This is a genomic window from Microbacterium sp. 01T413_2 (genome assembly GCF_056398985.1).
In genome coordinates, this window is record NZ_JBFTQL010000008.1 from 78,540 (window position 1) to 95,114 (window position 16,575).

Sequence of the window (16,575 nt, forward strand, 5' to 3'; positions counted from 1 at the left end):
GAAGGACGACGATGATCCACCCGCGCTGGGCCGTGCTTCAGCTCGCGACGCTGCTGACGACCGTCGCCTGCGTCGCAGTGCACGCGGCGATGCTGCTGAGCGGCCCGTCCGTGCTCGCGGCGGCGATGGTGCTGCTCGCGGCGACCTGTGCGCTCTGCCTGCGCCCTCGCCGCGCGGCCCTTCCCGACGCGGCGTGGGGTGCGGCGATGGCGATGGCGGCCGCGATGCTGCTGCTGCACGTGTGGTCGGGGGGCACGGGAATGGGCGGGCACACGCATGGCCTCGCGCAGGAGGCGACGCCGCTCGACGCCTTGCACAGTGCGGCGCTCGGCCTCAACGCGCTCGAGCTCGCGCTGGTCATGGGCGCCGTCCTCGCGATCGGGGTGCGGAACCGCCGTCGGGCGGGCGAGCTGTCCGCTCAGGGCTGATCGGATCCCGTCAACATCCCTTGACGCGCCTCCCTCGCGTCAACCAGCATTGACGCGAGAAGACTTCATCATGGAGGCGAGAGAATCATGAAGACCGCGCAGGCGACGGATCCGCAGGGCGAACCTCTCGCCGAGCTGCACCGACTGGTCGAGGTGCGTCGCGACATCGCCCGCGCCGAGGAGGTGCAGGTGCGCCGTGCCCGCGCCGCCGGCTACTCCTGGCAGGCGATCGCCAGCGCACTCGGCACCACCCGGCAGGCGGCGCACCGCAGGTTCGGGCGGCGCTGACGTCGGCGTGCGCCGTCAGGCGTAGTCGGCCATGACCCGGTGCGCGGCGCCGTCCAGCACGAGCGTGCCACCGTACGGCACGATCCATTGCGGCCTGGTGTGCCCGAACGGCACTCCCACGCACACCACCGCGTCCGGGTTGTAGCGGGTCATCGCAGCGAGAACGGCATCGCGCTGAGCAGCACGGGCGGTGGCGCGCTCCTGCGCCGAGGGGACGACCTCGTGGGTGCTGACAGGCGGCCGCGCGACCACGACCCCCGAGACCCGCGCAAGCAATCCCCGCTCCCCGTAGGCGCGGAGCTGCTCCGTCACCATGGGCGCCGGGGTGAGCCGCTCGCTCGTCTCGAGGAGCAGGATCGCACCGTCGAGTCGCTCCTCCCGGGGAAAGCGTCCCGCGAGCGCGAGCTGAGCGAGCACCTCGATGCACCCGCCCCAGGTCGGTCCCGCCACGTGAACGGCACTCCCTGCCCATACCCACGGCTCGGTCGGTTCCCGCTCGCCGAACCGAGTGAGTGCGTCCGGGTGCTCCCAACGCTGCCCGAAGTCTTCCGACTCCCCCGGTTCGTCGAGTTCGATCGTGCCGCCATCGAGCAGCGCCGCGCGCAGCGAGCGGGCGTGGATCTCGTCGACCATGGGGCCTGGGCCGAGATGCACCTGCGTCGAGCCGCCGTAGTAGCCCGCGATCCCCTGCCGCCACAGCCAGTTCAGGATGTTGGTGTTGTCGCTGTATCCCAGGAACGGCTTGGGGTCCGCCTGCACAGCGGCAGCGTCGAGATGCGACGTCACGAGGATCTGATCGTCTCCGCCGATCGTCGCGATGACGGCTCGGATCGACGGGTCCGCAAAGGCCGCATTCACGTCGGCAGCGCGGGCCTCGGCGGACGCGCCGAGCTGCCGCGTCGTCGGGTATTCGACCGGAATCAGCCCTGTGATCTCCTCCAGTCGGCGCATCGCCTGCTCGTGCACGGGCAGCGAGACGGCAGGTGCGGCGAATGCCGGGGAGAGCACGGCGATGCGGTCGCCTGGTCTGGCCTTGGGCGGAAGGAGCATCGCTTCAGCCTAAGGGCGCGGATTCCCCCGTCAGACGACGTCGTCCCCCGCCCAGCGCAGCACCCGCAGCACCCTGAGAGTGACCCAGCGACTCGGGAACCCCTCGGACTCGCCCTCCATGGCGAACGGCGTCGGCCCCTCGTGCGTGTTGCCCAGCCGCCACAGCCCATTCGCATCACGCTGGGAGCGCAGCAGCTCGAGTGCCTCGGCGCAGCGCGGATCCCCCTCGGGGCGTGCCCGGCGCAGGTAGTCCAGGCCGCGCAGCACGTCGTAGTACCAGCGCACCGGGTACGAGGCCATCGTGAAGCGCGGGTCGATGACCGCCCCCGTGCTGCGTCGCAGGAACAGCCGGCGCGCCAGCAGATACTCCTCTGCGGCCAGCCGCGCGGTCCGCGACACCTCGGTGCCGCCGGTCGCCTGCTCCCAGGCGAGGAGCCCCTCGAGCACGCAGATCGTGGAGTGCAGCGACGAGGTCGTGGCGCCGTACTCGGCCCAGCAGTTCCACCCGCCGTCAGCCAGCTGCCCGGCGAGGAGAGTGCGGACTACGGCGTCGCCGGACTCCCCGAAATACGCGGCGTTCGAGAGGACCACGCCGTTGACGCACGGCTCCGTCTCGCCGTCGAAGTACCGCGGGGCGTTGTCCTGATCCCAGCGCACGCCCTCACGCACCCGCGTGACCGCCCGCCGCACCCGCTCGTCCGCCGGGTCGGCACCGAAGTCGACGAGCTGCTGCAGGCTGAAGTGCGTCGCGGTCCACGCGTCGTACATCGGACGGCTCTCGTCGACCCAGCCGGGCCGGTACACCCCGCCATCCCACAGCCCGTCCTCCGCCTGCAGCGCGAGGAGCCGGGCACCCCACCCCTCGGCGGCCACGCGCGCACGCTCCGTCGCGACCTCCTCCGGAGACGCATCCGTCAGGTCGCGGAGGACCTGCCAGCGGATCGCGGGATCAGAGTCGATCAGGTAATCGATGACGTCCATGCCGCGACGCTACCCCGTCGCGCCGACGTCCAGCACGGCGCCATCGAGTGCTGTCACCGATCAGCGCGGCTCAGGCTGCGACCACGCGATCGAGCCGGCCCCGCGAGATCAGCGCGATCTGGTCGAGTGCGGCCTGCAGCTCCGCCTCGGTGTCGGCGCCGATGCGCCGCTCGAACTCCGCGAGGATCGAGGTCTTGGTGTGGCCGCGCACGGCGATCACGAAGGGGAACCCGTGCCGATCCTGGTACGTGCTGTTCAGTTCGCCGATGCGCGCGAACTCCTCGGGGCTGAGGGCGTCGAGCCCGGCGCTGGCCTGCTCTCCCACCGACTCCGTGGTCATCTCGCCGGCCTGCGCCTCCTTGCCTGCGAGCGCAGGATGCGCATTGAGGAAGTCGAGCACGGTCTGCCGGTCGGCGGCTTCAACGACGGCGAACATCGCACGGTGCAGTTCGCGCACGTCCTCGAAGGGCCGAGAGTGCCAGGCGGCGCGCGCCACCCAGGGCGAGTTCTCGAAGACCGGCCCGAGCGCGGCCACGAAGGCGTCCTGGTCGAGCGCGTTGATCTCATCCAGTGTCACGGCGCTCACGCTCCCGCCTGAGCGACGTTCCGCACGCCGGCGGCGAACAGGTCGAACTGAAGTGAGGACATCGGGATCTCCCTTGATCTCTTGATCTCTCCGCATCGGGCAGCGCGGTCCGGACCCGTCCTACAACGAAAGGGCTCCCAGTTCCACGATGCGGGATTCCTATTCCATCTGGACGATGTGGAATCGACTCTCCCATGCACGGAGAGCCGCGTCAAGATTTGGTACACCAAATCCTGCGCTCGGCGTTGAGTCGACACGAGCGCCCCGAGAGCAACCGGTACCCTCCCGCAAGAGCCCGCCGAGCGCGGCGCAGACAGGTCTTGCGCGCGAGCGGATTTTGGTACACCATTTTGGTACACCACTTGGACCGGGTGTGATATGTCTCAGAAATATCGCATCGCGAAAGTTTGGTCTCCCCTTGCGGAATCATTGGTCTTAGATCTACAGTGACCTCACCCCCACCCGAGGGGGTCTTGAACCAAGAACGATTGGCTCTGAATCATGGCTGCTTCAGACGCCCGAGTGCCGAAAGCGAGTTCGGCACTCCGGGGCATAGGAACCGCGTCGTCGCGGCTCCGCGTCCCCGTACGGATCGCCGGAAACAACCACCGCCCACCTCTGTCCGACTCACCCCCGGACCGGCTGTCATGAGCCTGGTGGAGGCCGCGGTCGCCCCGCGGGAGCGTTTCACCGCCACCGTCCCGGTCCCGGTACTGGAACAGCGCATCGAACGCGTCCGCGCAGCGATGATCGCGGAGGATCTCGACGCCCTCGTCGTCTTCGGCAGCCCGCGCATGCTGGGCTCGCGGACGAAGACCGCCGGGTACGTCCAGTACCTCGCCGGTTACGCGGCCAAGCCCACCCCGTCGACCGTGGTCGTCACCGCATCGGGCAAGGCCGCGGTGCTGGCCTTCGGTGTGCACGAGCGTCGCGAGTTCTCACAGCGCTCCGCCTGGCTCGGCGAGATCGTGCTGGCCGGCGAGCAGCGCCTGCATCCCGAGGCCGCAGCCCGGATGCTCTCCGACGCCGGCGTCGGCGGTGGAGCACGGATCGGCGTGATCGGGATCGACGAGCTGAGCCACCCCGCGCACCAGGAGCTGGCGGAGCGTTTCCGCGACTTCCGGATCATCGCAGCAGAGGGCGTTCTCGATCGCCTGCGCCTCACGCGCGCACCCGAGGAGATCGAGATGCTCCGCACCTCGGCACGCATCTCGGACACGATGGTCGCGGCGGCATTCGCCGAGTCGACCCGGCCCGGCGCTTCGGGCCCCTCGGTCATGGCGGAGGCCGAGCACGTCGGCCGCCTGCTCGGCGCCGATTCGGCGAACTGCTGGCTGTCGATCGGCGAGGAGCCGCCGACCACCTACTTCGAATTCATGGAACTCCCCGCACGGATCACCGACCGTGATCGCGTGCAGCTGGGCACGACCACCTCCTATGAGGGCTACTTCGGTCAGTGCCTGCGCATGGGCGTCCGCGGACGGCCGAGCACCGAACTCGCCGCCTACGCCGACATCCTCATCCAGATCCAGGACGCGGCCCTGAAGGTCATGCGCCCCGGCGAGCCGCTGCACCGCGTCATCGACGTCATCGAGGACCAGTACGCGGCGCACGCCCCCTTCACCCGGGAAACGGATCCATTCCGCTTCCAGAGCTGTCACGGACTCGGCCTCACCTATGTCGAGCCCGGGATGGCGCGGGATCTCAATCCCCTCCGGGACAGATCCCTCGATGACTCCGGCGTCCGGATCGAGAAGGGAATGGTCATCGAAGTGCATCCCAACTTCACCGTTCCCGGTCTCGGCTGCATCGTCGCCGGCGACATGGCCCTCGTCACCGATGATGGGGCCGTCTGGATCACCGAATCGCCCAGAGGAATCTGGGAACTCTGATCCGCACCCATAGCTGACCGCATCACAGCGCACAGCCCCTGCCGGATCCCGATCCGGCCCGCATAACTCAACATCAGACACCGGAGCACTCCACAAGAGCCATCGCACGGCTGCCCCTCACCCTCAAGGGTCTTCCGTGCGGTGATGCCCGAACCCCGAGCAGGGCGCCAGCCCGCGCCCTGAGAAATCACCCTTTTCTCATCCAGGAGTCACTCCATGTCAATTCAGCACCGCAGCCGCAAGGTCACTCTCGCCGCCGCACTTCTCGCTCTCCCGCTCGTCGCCGCTTCCCTCGCCTCCTGCACCGCAGGCGGATCCGGAGGCGGTGGTGGCGGCGGCAGCACCACGGCCGCATCGACGTCCGTCGTCGTCGGCTTCAAGCACGAGTTCAACACCATGGATCCGCTGCGTGCCGACTACGCGCAGACGAACATGGTCGACAACATCGTCTACGAGCCGCTGATCAAGTTCGACGCCGCTCAGGACAACAAGATGATCGGCGCGCTCGCAAAGGACTTCAAGGTCGCCGACGACGCGAAGTCCATCTCCTTCACCCTGCGCGACGGCGTCACCTTCCATGACGGCACCCGCCTCACCGCGAAGGACGTGAAGTACAGCTTCGACCGCTACACCCGGCTCGGCCAGGGCGTCGCCTCGCTGCTGCAGGGTTACGACTCGACGACCGTTGTGGACGACTCGCACATCGTGATCAATTTGAAGGCGCCGAACGCGTTCTTCATCAACGGCCTCGCGAACATCTACATCCTGGAGGCCGACCTGGTCTCCAAGAACGCGGGCGCAGACGACGCGCAGGGCTGGCTGCAGGCGCACGAGGCAGGGACGGGCCCGTTCGAGGGCACGGATGCATCGTCCGCCGACGGCACCACCGTGAAGCGGTTCGACAAGTACTGGGGATTCGATGACAAGCGGCCCACGCAGATGGTGTTCCGTCGCATCGATGAGAGCGCGACCAACCGCGACGAGCTCAAGGCCGGCAACATCGACGTCTCCTTCGGCCTGTCCGCGATCGATGCCACTGCTCTGAAGGGACAGAGCGGCGTCTCGGTCAAGTTCGTGCCCACGTCGGGCCAGACCCAGCTGTGGTTCAACACGTCGACCGGGCCCACCGCCGACCCGAAGATCCGCGAAGGCCTCAAGCTGGCGTTCGACTACTCCGGCGGCTTCCAGAAGATCCTGAACAGCAACGGCGCGATCTCCAGCGGCATCCTGTCGCCGGCGTTCACCTGCCGGCCCGGTGCCAAGCCGTCCGCGCAGGACAAGACGAAGGCCAAGGAGCTGCTCTCCGGTCTCGGCTCGACAGCGCTCGACCTGCGCTACCAGTCCGTCGACTCCACGCAAACCCAGATCGCCACGTTGTTCCAGTCCAACCTCAAGGACCTCGGCGTGACGGTGAACCTGGTTCCGATCGCCTTCCCGGACTACCTCAAGACGCTGTCCGACCCTGCGACGATCCCGGGCCTCACCCTGATCAACGACTACATCCTGACCCCGGACCCCGGTGCCGGGCTGGACAAGCTGTACAACTCCGCGAACATCGGCGGCACCAACAAGGGCGCCTACAGCAACCCGAAGGTCGATGAGCTGCTGAGCAAGGCCCGCGCGACCGCCGACGCCGGTGACCGCTGCGACCTGTACAAGCAGGTGGAGACCACCGTGGCCGGCGACTCCGTGCAGGCGAACCTCTTCCAGGTGGCGTTCCCGGTCGGCTACCGCAGCGACCTCAAGGGAATCGACTTCTCCTGGTCCGCGACGCCGATCTCCTTCTTCACCCTCCGAGTGGGGTGAGGACGATGGCGAAAAGCAATCCGGCACGGCAGACCACGGTCTTCCTGCTGCGCAAAGCGCTCTCCTCGGTCATCACCCTCATCGGCCTGAGCGCGTTCGTCTTCCTGATGGTCAAGCTCATCCCGGGTGATGAGGCCAGGGTGGCCGCCGGTGAGAACGCGAGTCCCGAGCAGGTCGCAGCCGTCAGCAAGGCGCTGGGTCTGGATCAGCCGTTCCTCGTTCAGCTGATGACCTTCTTCGGAAGGCTCCTGCGCGGCGACCTCGGCACCTCGATCACCACCCACGTGTCGGTCACACAGGGCATCGGACAGGTGCTCCCGCAGACCATCGAGCTGGTGCTGCTGGCCGTGATCATCGTCGTCACCTGCGTGACGCCGCTGGCCACTCTCTCGGCGCTGCGACGCGACGGGGCGGCCGACTTCACGATCAAGACGCTGGTGATCATCTGCGCCGGCCTGCCGACGTTCTGGCTCGCACTGCTGCTGCAGTACCTGCTGGGCACGAAGCTGCAGCTGGTCCCGATCTCCGGTCGCCTGTCGCGCGGGTTCGACGTCCCGACCCGGACGGGCTCGGTGATCGTCGATTCGCTGCTCGCCGGCAACCCGATGGCCGCCTGGGACGGTGTGCAGCATCTGATCCTCCCGGCCATCGTCCTGGCCCTGCCGTTCGCTGCGCAGCTGTACCGCATCATGCGCGCCGAGCTCATCCAGGTCCTGGCCCGCGAGCACCTCACGGTCGCCCGCGCCAAGGGGATCCCCCAGCGCCAGCTCGTCTGGCGGCACGTCCTGCCGAACGCCATCGGCCCCTCGATGACCCTCGTCGGGATCCAGTTCGGCGCCATGGTCGGCGCCGCCGTCCTCGTGGAGTCCGTGTTCGGTCTGGTGGGAGTCGGCTCCTACCTGACCAACGCGGTGGCCCAGAAGGACACCTTCGCCGTGCTCGGCGGGGTGCTGGTGATCGGCGTCCTGGTGGTCGTGTGCAACTACATCGTCGACGTCCTCCAGCTCATCCGCGACCCGCGTCTGCGGGCAGGGCAGCTGGGCTAGGAGGGGAGAATCATGAGCAACACTCTCGCAATGATCGCGCCCATGCGGCGCCGCACCGTCCGCTCCATCACCGGCATCTCCGGGATGCAGATCATCATCCCCATCGTGGTGGTGCTGCTGCTGCTCCTGGCGATCGTCGGACCGCTGATCGCGCCGTATGACGCGGTCTACCGGTCGGACATCCTGAACGCACTGCAGCCGCCGAACGCCGCGCACTGGTTCGGCACGGACGAGCAGGGCCGCGACGTGTTCTGGCGCATCATCGCCGGCGCGCAGTCGTCGCTACTGAGCTCGGTGATCATCGTCACCGGCTTCTCGATCATCGGCATCCTGGTCGCGACCCTCGCCACCCTGGGCGGCAAGTGGGCCGACGAGGTGCTGATGCGGGTCGTCGACGCCGCCCTGGCATTCCCGCCGATCATCTTCGCCCTCGGTGTCGCCGCGGCGCTCGGTCCGAGCCTCAACTCGGCCGTCATCGCCATGATCCTCACCGGATGGCCCGTCACGGCACGCGTGCTGCGCGGCGTCATGAAGGAGACGATGGCCCAGCCGTACGTGGAGAACGCCCGTGTGCTGGGCGTCTCCCGGACGCGGCTCATGCTGCACCACGTGATCCCGAACTCGCTCGACGTGCTCGTGGTCAAGTGGGCCGGCGACATCGGCAACACGATCCTGATCCTCGGCGGCCTGTCCTTCGTCGGCGTCGGCGCACAGCCGCCGAGCGCCGAGTGGGGCGCGATGGTCACCAGCGCGAAGGGCATCATCGCCACCGCGCCGTGGGCGGCGTTCGCCCCCGGTCTCGCGATCGCCATCACCGCCGTGGCCTTCGGCCTGTTCGGCGACATCCTTCAGGTCCGCTTCAACCCCGCCCTTCGCAGAAGGTGAGTACGGCAATGAACACTCTCACGAACGTCGGCACAGCGCCGACCGGCGCCACGCCGGCAGCCGCTCCGCTCCTGTCGGTGCGGAACCTCACGATCGACGCCGGTCCGAAGGACGAGCCGATCCGGCTGGTCGAGGACTTCAGCCTCGAGATGCGCCCGGGAGACCGGGTGGCGCTCGTGGGCGAGTCCGGATCCGGCAAATCCGTCACCGCACGCTCGATCATGCGCCTCGACTCCGACTTCCGTCTCTCCGGATCCGTCGAGTTCGAGGGCCAGGATCTGCTGAAGCTGAACGACAAGCAGATGGTCCGGGTCCGCGGGCACAAGATCGGCATGGTCTTCCAGGATCCGATGGGCGCCCTCAACCCGCTCATGACGATCGGCGACCAGGTGATGGAGCCGCTGCGGATCGCCGGCGTCTCGCACGCCGAGGCCGCGAAGCGCGCGAAGGCGGTGCTCGAGGAGCTCGGCGTGGTCGATGCGGAGGCCCGGATGAAGGCCTACCCGCACGAGTTCTCCGGGGGCATGCGTCAGCGCGTGGTCCTGGCGATGGCGCTCATCTCGGACCCGTCGCTGATCATCGCGGACGAGCCCACCACCGCCCTGGACGTGCGCGTGCAGGAGCAGGTGCTCACGCTCATGGACAAGGTGTCCAAGGAGCGCGGTCTCGCCGTGCTGCTGATCACGCACGACCTCGGCACCGTGGCCGGTTTCACCGACCGGGTCGCGGTCATGTACTCCGGCCGCAAAGTGGACGAGGGCAGCGTCGACTCGCTGTTCGCACACCCGGCGCACCCGTACACGCAGGGTCTGCTGCAGGCCGTGCCGCGCATCGATCAGACGGTTCCCCGCCTGCTCACCATCCCCGGCGCCCCGCCGCACCCTGCGAACCGCCCGACCGGCTGCGCGTTCAACCCGCGCTGCCCCAAGGCGTTCGACCTGTGCACGCGGGAGGTGCCGGAGCTGCGGCCCGCCCCCGACGGCGGGCTCGTCGCCTGCCACCTCTACCCCCTCGCAGGAGAGGAGACGGCAGCATGAGCCTCTTGGAGCTGCGCGACGTGAACAAGGTGTTCCACGCGCTCGGGCGCGAGCCCGTCCACGCCCTGCGCGACGTCGACCTCACGGTCGAAGCGGGCACGATCACCGGGCTGGTGGGCGAGTCGGGATCCGGCAAGACCACCATCATCAAGAGCATCATGGGCCTGGAGAAGCCCACGAGCGGCACCATCACCTACGACGGGATCAACATCCCCGAGGCCAGGGGCGCGACCCTGAGGAGGATCCGCCGAGAGGTGCAGTTCGTGTTCCAGGACCCGACGTCGAGCCTGAACCCGCGGATGACCGTGGAGAAGCTCGTCGGCGAGGGCCTGCTCGTGCACGACCTCGAACCGGATCGCAAGCGGCGACGCGCGCGCGTGGCCGAGCTGCTCATGCAGGTCGGCCTCAGCGACCGCGATCTCGACCGCTACCCGCGATCCTTCTCGGGCGGGCAACGGCAGCGCATCGCGATCGCGCGCGCTCTGGCCGTGGGGCCGAAGCTGCTCATCTGCGACGAGCCCGTCTCGGCACTGGACGTGTCGGTACAGGCGCAGGTGCTCAACCTGCTGCAGGACATGCAGGAGGACCTCGGCTTCACCGTGCTGTTCATCGCGCACGACCTCGCGGTGGTGAGGCAGATCTGCTCGCAGGTCGCGGTGATCCAGCTCGGCCGGATCGTCGAGGATGGTCCCGCCGAGACCGTGCTCGAGCACCCGTCGCATCCCTACACGAAGGCGCTGCTCGCTGCCGTGCCGAACCCCAACCCGACCATCGCCCGGCAGCGGGCGCTGGAACGGCTTCTCGAGGAGAAGGTGGCGTGATGACCGAGTCAACGGCATCGACCCACCGGATCCGGGTCGGCGTCGACGGCAAGAAGATCCCGGAGGCCGCCAAGCGCGGGCCGCTCGCGACGATCGGCCACGCGCACGAGCTCGGCATGGACGGGTTGTTCTTCCGCAGCGTGCTCGACATGAGTCCGACGCTGGACCCCGGAGTGCTGCGCGAGCTCCGGCAGCGCGCGGACGATCTGGACCTGTATCTGGAGACAGGCCTCGGCAAGGTGAACCCGTACGCGAATCCGGAGGCCCCCGAGCTGCGGGCCATCGGGGACGGGGACATCCTGCGCGGCTTCCGGCGGATGATGGAGGCCAGCGCCGCCATCGGCTGCCGCGAGCTCTGGGTCGCCACGGCCAACTTCAAAGGGACCTATTTCGGCAGGCTCGCCTACGACCGGTTCCGCACCGACACGGACTGGACGGACCAGCTGGCCGCGACGGAGAAGTTCCTGAAGCGACTCGCGCCCATTGCCCGCGATCTCGGGATCCACATGAACCTGGAGACCCATGAGGAGGTCACGAGCTTCGAGCTGGTGCGCCTCGTGGAGGCCGTGGGACCGGACACGACCGGCATCGTGTTCGACACGTCCAACGTGCTGCAGCGCATGGAGCATCCGGTGTTCTCGGCCCGACGGGTGGCGCCGTACGTGCGTCAGACGCACCTCAAGGACGCCTATGTGGCGCATGAAGAGGGCGGTCTCGCCCACCAGCTGCGCCCGTACGGCACGGGCCTCGTCGACTTCGCCGGACTGCTGCCGATCATCGTCGCCGCGAACCCGCGGATGAACGTGACGATCGAACCGCCGCAGCCCTACGCGGACAAGGCGCCGGCTCAGCGCCCGCGCGTGATCGAGGCGTTCGATCCCGAGTTCCTGGCCGGTCACCCGGACCTCGGCGTCGAGGAGCTCGCCGCCTACCTCGACATGGTGCACGCGTACGAGCAGCGCATCCAGTCCGGTGAGGTTCCGGACTGGCGCCGCTACCTGACGCAACCCTACGAGTACGACGAGGCCGTCGACACGATCCGGACCGGGGCCCGCATGGCCCGCTCCATCATCGCCGACGCCGGCTACCCGCTGCACACCCCGGTCGCCGAGACCGCTGGCGCGGGGCGCTGACGTCGGGCACGGGCACACCGGCCGGTGCGCGTCTCCCTGGCGCATCGGCCGGTGGTCGCCGACCCCGAACGACGAAGAACGAGACGACAAGGACGAGACATGATCAACCCCCGCCACGAATACCGGGTCGAGGGCAGCCACTGGGTCAGCCCGATCAACTTCGAGGAAGAGGTCACCCGCGAGTTCGACTTCCCCCGCCCCCTGGGCCTGATCGACAGCACCCTCCGCAAGACCAACTACACGGCCGGCACCCGCACCACGATCGACGGATATCTGCGGATCGCGCAGGCGCTCGACGACATCGGGATCAAGGACGAGAGCCTCAACCTCGATTGGTGGGGCGACGACGAGCCGAACGCCCGCGAGCTCGCACTGGTGCGCGAGATCCTGGCCGGTGGCTTCGGGTTCACCTGCAACGTCTACGCCGACACCCTGCTCGGCAACGGCGAGGGCGCCCCGAAGATCGATCCGCGTTCGACAGTCGACCTGCTCCTCGAACTGGGGGCGACCGTCATCGGCCCCGGCATCGTCGAGGCCTCCTCCCCCGAGGCGGAAGCACGGCAGTTCGCGCAGCTGGCCGAGGTCACCCAGTACGCCGCGTCGAACGGTCTGGAGTGGACCGTCACGCTCGCCCAGGCGGGCCGCCGGGACTTCGACGCCATGATGCGCGCCGCGAACGAGGCCGTCGCACTCGGCGCCCGGCGGATCGACCTCATGGACTCCACCAGCAGCCTCGGCCCCGAGGCGATGCGGGTGTTCATCCGCCGCTTCCGCTCCCGGCTGACCACCGCCGTGCCGCTGACCATGCACGTGCACGACGACTTCGGCCTCGGCACCGCCGCCGCCATCGCCGCGGCCGCCGCGGGCGCCGGACCCGACGTCTCGGTGAACGGCGTCTCCTACCGGTGCGGTTTCCCGCCGCTGGAAGAGGTGGCGACAAGCCTCGAGGTGCTCTACGGCGTCGACACCGGCATCAGGCTCGATCGGCTGCAGGCCCTGTCGGATCTGGTCTACGAGGAGACCGGGATCCCCAACCCGGCGCTCAAGCCGGTCACCGGCGAGTACGCCTACCTGAAGAGCACGACGGCCGATGTCCTGAGCGCGCTGCGCGACGGCGTCCGGACGTTCCCGCCGATCTCGGGGTGCGTGCACGCGGACGTCGTCGGTGCGGACATCCGCTGGGTGTGGGACCGCCTCAGCACCCGAGCCATGGTGCGCCAGCTGGCCGTGAACCTCGGCCTGGAGCTCGATAACGACGCCGTGGAGACCGGATACCGGGCGCTCAACGACGCGATCGACGAGATCGTGGAGTACCCGCGCTGGCTCACCCCGGAGCGAGCGGAGGCCGTACTGCGCGAGGCCGTACTGCGGGAGGCGGTGCGCAGCGGCAAACCGAGCCGCGCATGAGCGCGGAGGCCGTCGACGCGTTCCGCGTGCCGATGAGCGGCCTGCGGGATGTGTCGGGGCTCGCCGCGCTCGTGGCGGACGGGCGGCTGAATCCGGACGACATCGTGGCCGTCACCGGCAAGACCGGCGGCTGGGGCGACACGTACAACACGAGCCGGGTCGATGCGGATCAGGCCGTGCGCCGGTTCCTGCTCGACCACGGCACCCGGCCCGTCCCTGCGATCGAAGCGGTGCCGATGGCTTTCAGCGCCGGTGTCGGCACGATCATGACGCCGCATCTGGTCGTGTACACGCGCACCGCCGCGGAGCCGGCGGCGGACGGCCTGCCCCGGCTCGCGATCGGGAGCGCCGCCTCCACGACGATCCTCCCCGAGTGGATCGGCAGGGCCGCGCACGTGCAGGCCAACGCGGACGCGGTACGCGCTGCCGCGGCGGATGCCGGCATGGCCCCCGCAGACGTCGAGTTCGTGATCGGCAAGTCCTACTACCCGCCGCTCGAGGACATCGCGGCTGCGCGCACCGGGGCGGCACCCGAGCTGGATCCGCAGGGCGTCTTCGGGTTCTCCAGCGGCAGCATCGCGCAGGCCGTGCGCGTCGTGGTCGACGGCGCCCCGTTCCCGGACGAGGCCGCGATCGGCACAGATCCGGCGCTCTTCAGCGACAAGGTGGCGGTGTCGTCGAACATCTGGGAGGACGTGGGCGGTGCGGGGCCGCAGACGCACCTGCTGGCGCTGGGCAACCGCCGCGGTGCCGGCGGCCGGCTGCGCGTCGGACGGGCTGTCATCGCGGATCTGCTCGACATCGGTGCGGTCACCCGAGCGGTCAGAGATGCCGGCATCGCGGTCGGCGAGGGTCCCCTGCCACCCGCGGTCCGTTCGCGCATCCGCGCGACTTACGTCAAGTACCAGGAGCCGGTCGACGGGCTCATCCGCGGTCGGCGACTGGTCACCGACGACCCCGTGTACGTCAAGAACCTGAAGACCGTGGTCGCGAGCGCGTTCTCCGCCATGCTGCAGGACAACATGATCTGGATATCCGCGGGCGGCGTGCAGCAGGGTCCTCCCGGCGGGGGGACCCTGGCCATCGTGCTCGACGTGGGCTGACCGTCACGCACCGACGAGAACGTGGCGGCAGGATGCCGGAGACCACTCAGCCATGGGGCTGTCTCCGGCATCCCGCCGCCACGGGTCCTGGTGGATCCGGTCCCCGTCCGTTCACACGGGCGGAGGAACCGGATCACGTCTTATGCGCTCGCGAGGCGGTAGCGCAGCGAGGCGAGCTCGGTGGTGAGCGCCGCCGGGAGGCGGTCGCCGAACGTCGCGAAGAACTCCTCGGTCGAGTCGGCCTCGCGGGTCCACGACGCGGTGTCGACGCTGAACAGCTCGGCGAGATCCTCGTCGGCGACATCCGCACCCTCGAGGTTGAGGTCCTCGATCCTGGGCAGGCGTCCGATCGGGCTGTCGACGGCGTCGACCTCGCCCTCGATGCGACGGATGATCCAGTCGAGCACGCGGGCGTTGTCGCCGAAGCCGGGCCACAGGAACCGGCCGTCGGAGCCGCGGCGGAACCAGTTCACCTGGAAGATGCGCGGAGCCTTGTCGAAGCGGACGGCACGGCCCATCTTCAGCCAGTGCGCGAAGTAGTCGCCCATGTTGTAACCGCAGAACGGCAGCATCGCGAACGGGTCGCGGCGCAGCTCGCCGAGCGTGCCCTCCGCCGCCGCCGTGCGCTCGGACGAGATGGTCGCGCCCAGGAACACGCCGTGGCTCCAGTCCGTCGCCTCGACGACGAGCGGGACGTTGGTGGCGCGGCGTCCGCCGAACAGGATCACGTCGAGCGGCACGCCCTCCGGATCCTCCCAGTCCTCCGCGATCTGCGGGCACTGCGCCGCCGACACGGTGAAGCGCGAGTTCGGGTGCGCGGCGGGACGGCCGGATTCCGGAGTCCACGCGTTGCCCTCCCAGTCGATGAGGTTCGCGGGAGCCTCATCGGTCAGGCCCTCCCACCACACGTCGCCGTCGGGGCGCAGCGCCACGTTCGTGAAGATCGTGTTGCCCCAGAGCGTCTCGACCGCGGTGACGTTGGTCGACTCGCCGGTGCCCGGCGCGACGCCGAAGAAGCCGGCCTCGGGGTTGATCGCCCGCATGCGGCCGTCAGCACCCGGGCGGATCCAGGTGATGTCGTCACCGAGCGTCTCGACCTTCCAGCCCGGGATCGTGGGGCGGAGCATCGCGAGGTTGGTCTTGCCGCACGCCGACGGGAACGCTGCGGCCACATGGTAGGCCTTGCCCTGGGGCGAGATGACGCGGATGAGCAGCATGTGCTCGGCCATCCAGCCCTCGTCGCGGGCGAGCACCGAGGCGATGCGCAGCGCGAAGCACTTCTTGGCGAGGATCGCGTTGCCGCCGTAGCCGGACCCGAAGGAGTACACCTCGAGCGTGTCGGGGAAGTGCACGATCCACTTCTCGTCGTTGCAGGGCCAGGTGGTATCGGCTTCACCGGTGGCCAGCGGGGCCCCGACGGAGTGCACGGTGCGCACCCACTGGGCGCCGTTCGCGATCTCCCGGACCACGGCCTCGCCGACGCGGGTCATGATGCCGATCGAGGCGACGGCGTAGGCGCTGTCGGTGACCTGCACGCCGATCTGCGAGATCGGTCCGCCGACCGGGCCCATCGAGAACGGCACGACGTACATCGTGCGACCGCGCATCGAGCCCTCGAAGATCTCGTTCATCTTCGCGTGCATCTCGGCGGGATCCGCCCAGTTGTTCGTGGGGCCGGCGTCGATCTCCTTCGCCGAGGCGATGAAGGTGCGTCCTTCCGTGCGGGCGACGTCACTGGGGTGCGAACGCGCCAGGTAGGAGCCGGGACGCCACTCCGGGTTCAGCTTGATGAGCTTGCCCTCGTCGACGAGTTCGTGCAGCAGGGCGTCGTTCTCCGCGGCGGATCCGTCGATCCAGTGCACGCGGTCGGGCTGGGTCAGCGCGCTGATCTCGTCGACCCACGCGCTGAGCGCGGCGAAGGCCGGGGTGTCGTACTCGGGAGCCGCACCGTACTCGCGCACAACAGCGAGGGGGGAGGTCCGCGGGGTGAACGTCTCGGCGATAGCCATTGTCTGCTCCTTAAAGCCTGGGGCGATGTGACCATTCTGCGCCAGTATTCGGCACTCTTCGGGGCGTTGTTGGCTTCAAGAACATTGATTCTTTCGCTAGGAT

Annotated in this window: 15 protein-coding genes; 11 read left to right on the forward strand and 4 right to left on the reverse strand. The window is 68.9% G+C overall.

Annotated elements, in window-relative coordinates; translation table 11 throughout:
- Window positions 1–11: 11 nt before the first annotated feature.
- Window positions 12–428, forward strand: a complete 417-nt coding sequence (locus AC1DMN_RS06835; RefSeq protein ID WP_477230891.1) for a hypothetical protein — start codon at window positions 12–14, stop codon at window positions 426–428.
- Between the two features lie 87 nt (window positions 429–515).
- Window positions 516–716, forward strand: a complete 201-nt coding sequence (locus tag AC1DMN_RS06840; RefSeq protein ID WP_440733369.1) for an AsnC family protein — start codon at window positions 516–518, stop codon at window positions 714–716.
- A 15-nt stretch (window positions 717–731) separates the two neighbouring features.
- Here the strand turns inward: AC1DMN_RS06840 and AC1DMN_RS06845 are convergent, their stop codons facing one another.
- From AC1DMN_RS06845 to uraD, 3 genes are all read right to left on the reverse strand, one after another.
- Window positions 732–1,766: a S66 family peptidase gene (locus AC1DMN_RS06845; RefSeq protein ID WP_477230892.1), complete on the reverse strand. Its 1,035-nt coding sequence runs from the start codon at window positions 1,764–1,766 to the stop codon at window positions 732–734.
- 30 nt (window positions 1,767–1,796) lie between these two features.
- A complete protein-coding gene (locus tag AC1DMN_RS06850) occupies window positions 1,797–2,747 on the reverse strand; it encodes a hypothetical protein (RefSeq protein ID WP_477230893.1) in 951 nt (316 codons plus the stop codon).
- Between the two features lie 70 nt (window positions 2,748–2,817).
- The gene (gene uraD, locus AC1DMN_RS06855) at window positions 2,818–3,333 is read right to left on the reverse strand and encodes a 2-oxo-4-hydroxy-4-carboxy-5-ureidoimidazoline decarboxylase (protein WP_477230894.1); all 516 of its coding nucleotides are present in this window, start codon (window positions 3,331–3,333) and stop codon (window positions 2,818–2,820) included.
- A gap of 647 nt (window positions 3,334–3,980) precedes the next feature.
- On the opposite strand from uraD, the gene AC1DMN_RS06860 reads away from it, so the two are divergent.
- The 9 genes from AC1DMN_RS06860 to AC1DMN_RS06900 all read left to right on the forward strand — a co-directional run bounded on the left by AC1DMN_RS06860 (window position 3,981) and on the right by AC1DMN_RS06900 (window position 14,463).
- Entirely contained in the window at window positions 3,981–5,225 is a 1,245-nt protein-coding gene (locus AC1DMN_RS06860; protein WP_477230895.1) for a M24 family metallopeptidase, read from the forward strand.
- A 216-nt stretch (window positions 5,226–5,441) separates the two neighbouring features.
- The gene (locus AC1DMN_RS06865; protein ID WP_477230896.1) at window positions 5,442–7,031 is read left to right on the forward strand and encodes an ABC transporter substrate-binding protein; all 1,590 of its coding nucleotides are present in this window, start codon (window positions 5,442–5,444) and stop codon (window positions 7,029–7,031) included.
- 5 nt (window positions 7,032–7,036) lie between these two features.
- Window positions 7,037–8,077, forward strand: coding sequence for an ABC transporter permease (locus AC1DMN_RS06870; RefSeq protein ID WP_477230897.1), 1,041 nt, complete (start codon window positions 7,037–7,039; stop codon window positions 8,075–8,077).
- Window positions 8,078–8,089: 12 nt separating this feature from the next.
- Window positions 8,090–8,962 carry an ABC transporter permease gene (locus tag AC1DMN_RS06875; protein ID WP_440733376.1) on the forward strand — a complete coding sequence of 291 codons (873 nt, stop codon included), beginning with the start codon at window positions 8,090–8,092 and terminating at the stop codon, window positions 8,960–8,962.
- Between the two features lie 8 nt (window positions 8,963–8,970).
- Window positions 8,971–9,999, forward strand: coding sequence for an ABC transporter ATP-binding protein (locus tag AC1DMN_RS06880; protein WP_477384023.1), 1,029 nt, complete (start codon window positions 8,971–8,973; stop codon window positions 9,997–9,999).
- Window positions 9,996–10,820: an ATP-binding cassette domain-containing protein gene (locus AC1DMN_RS06885; protein ID WP_477230899.1), complete on the forward strand. Its 825-nt coding sequence runs from the start codon at window positions 9,996–9,998 to the stop codon at window positions 10,818–10,820. Before AC1DMN_RS06880 ends, AC1DMN_RS06885 begins: the two co-directional genes overlap by 4 nt.
- On the forward strand, window positions 10,820–11,953 hold the full coding sequence (locus AC1DMN_RS06890; protein ID WP_477230900.1) for a sugar phosphate isomerase/epimerase family protein: 1,134 nt from the start codon (window positions 10,820–10,822) through the stop codon (window positions 11,951–11,953). The genes AC1DMN_RS06885 and AC1DMN_RS06890 overlap by 1 nt, the downstream gene beginning before the upstream one ends.
- A gap of 99 nt (window positions 11,954–12,052) precedes the next feature.
- Complete coding sequence (locus tag AC1DMN_RS06895) at window positions 12,053–13,360, forward strand: hypothetical protein (RefSeq protein ID WP_477230901.1); 1,308 nt, start codon at window positions 12,053–12,055, stop codon at window positions 13,358–13,360.
- Entirely contained in the window at window positions 13,357–14,463 is a 1,107-nt protein-coding gene (locus tag AC1DMN_RS06900; protein ID WP_477230902.1) for a ring-opening amidohydrolase, read from the forward strand. The genes AC1DMN_RS06895 and AC1DMN_RS06900 overlap by 4 nt, the downstream gene beginning before the upstream one ends.
- Before the next feature lie 140 nt (window positions 14,464–14,603).
- Here the strand turns inward: AC1DMN_RS06900 and AC1DMN_RS06905 are convergent, their stop codons facing one another.
- Window positions 14,604–16,472, reverse strand: coding sequence for a phosphoenolpyruvate carboxykinase (GTP) (locus AC1DMN_RS06905; RefSeq protein WP_477230903.1), 1,869 nt, complete (start codon window positions 16,470–16,472; stop codon window positions 14,604–14,606).
- Between the last annotated feature and the right edge of the window lie 103 nt (window positions 16,473–16,575).

Bases quoted from the DNA above. Each gene is read 5' to 3' on its own strand.
- AC1DMN_RS06870 (WP_477230897.1), top strand. From the start codon at position 7,037: ATGGCGAAAAGCAATCCGGCACGGCAGACCACGGTCTTCCTGCTGCGC.
- AC1DMN_RS06860 (WP_477230895.1), top strand. From the start codon at position 3,981: ATGAGCCTGGTGGAGGCCGCGGTCGCCCCGCGGGAGCGTTTCACCGCC.
- AC1DMN_RS06900 (WP_477230902.1), top strand. From the start codon at position 13,357: ATGAGCGCGGAGGCCGTCGACGCGTTCCGCGTGCCGATGAGCGGCCTG.
- AC1DMN_RS06850 (WP_477230893.1), bottom strand. From the start codon at position 2,747: ATGGACGTCATCGATTACCTGATCGACTCTGATCCCGCGATCCGCTGG.
- AC1DMN_RS06845 (WP_477230892.1), bottom strand. From the start codon at position 1,766: ATGCTCCTTCCGCCCAAGGCCAGACCAGGCGACCGCATCGCCGTGCTC.
- AC1DMN_RS06890 (WP_477230900.1), top strand. From the start codon at position 10,820: ATGACCGAGTCAACGGCATCGACCCACCGGATCCGGGTCGGCGTCGAC.
- AC1DMN_RS06885 (WP_477230899.1), top strand. From the start codon at position 9,996: ATGAGCCTCTTGGAGCTGCGCGACGTGAACAAGGTGTTCCACGCGCTC.
- AC1DMN_RS06880 (WP_477384023.1), top strand. From the start codon at position 8,971: ATGAACACTCTCACGAACGTCGGCACAGCGCCGACCGGCGCCACGCCG.
- AC1DMN_RS06865 (WP_477230896.1), top strand. From the start codon at position 5,442: ATGTCAATTCAGCACCGCAGCCGCAAGGTCACTCTCGCCGCCGCACTT.
- AC1DMN_RS06875 (WP_440733376.1), top strand. From the start codon at position 8,090: ATGAGCAACACTCTCGCAATGATCGCGCCCATGCGGCGCCGCACCGTC.
- AC1DMN_RS06905 (WP_477230903.1), bottom strand. From the start codon at position 16,472: ATGGCTATCGCCGAGACGTTCACCCCGCGGACCTCCCCCCTCGCTGTT.
- AC1DMN_RS06840 (WP_440733369.1), top strand. From the start codon at position 516: ATGAAGACCGCGCAGGCGACGGATCCGCAGGGCGAACCTCTCGCCGAG.
- AC1DMN_RS06835 (WP_477230891.1), top strand. From the start codon at position 12: ATGATCCACCCGCGCTGGGCCGTGCTTCAGCTCGCGACGCTGCTGACG.
- AC1DMN_RS06895 (WP_477230901.1), top strand. From the start codon at position 12,053: ATGATCAACCCCCGCCACGAATACCGGGTCGAGGGCAGCCACTGGGTC.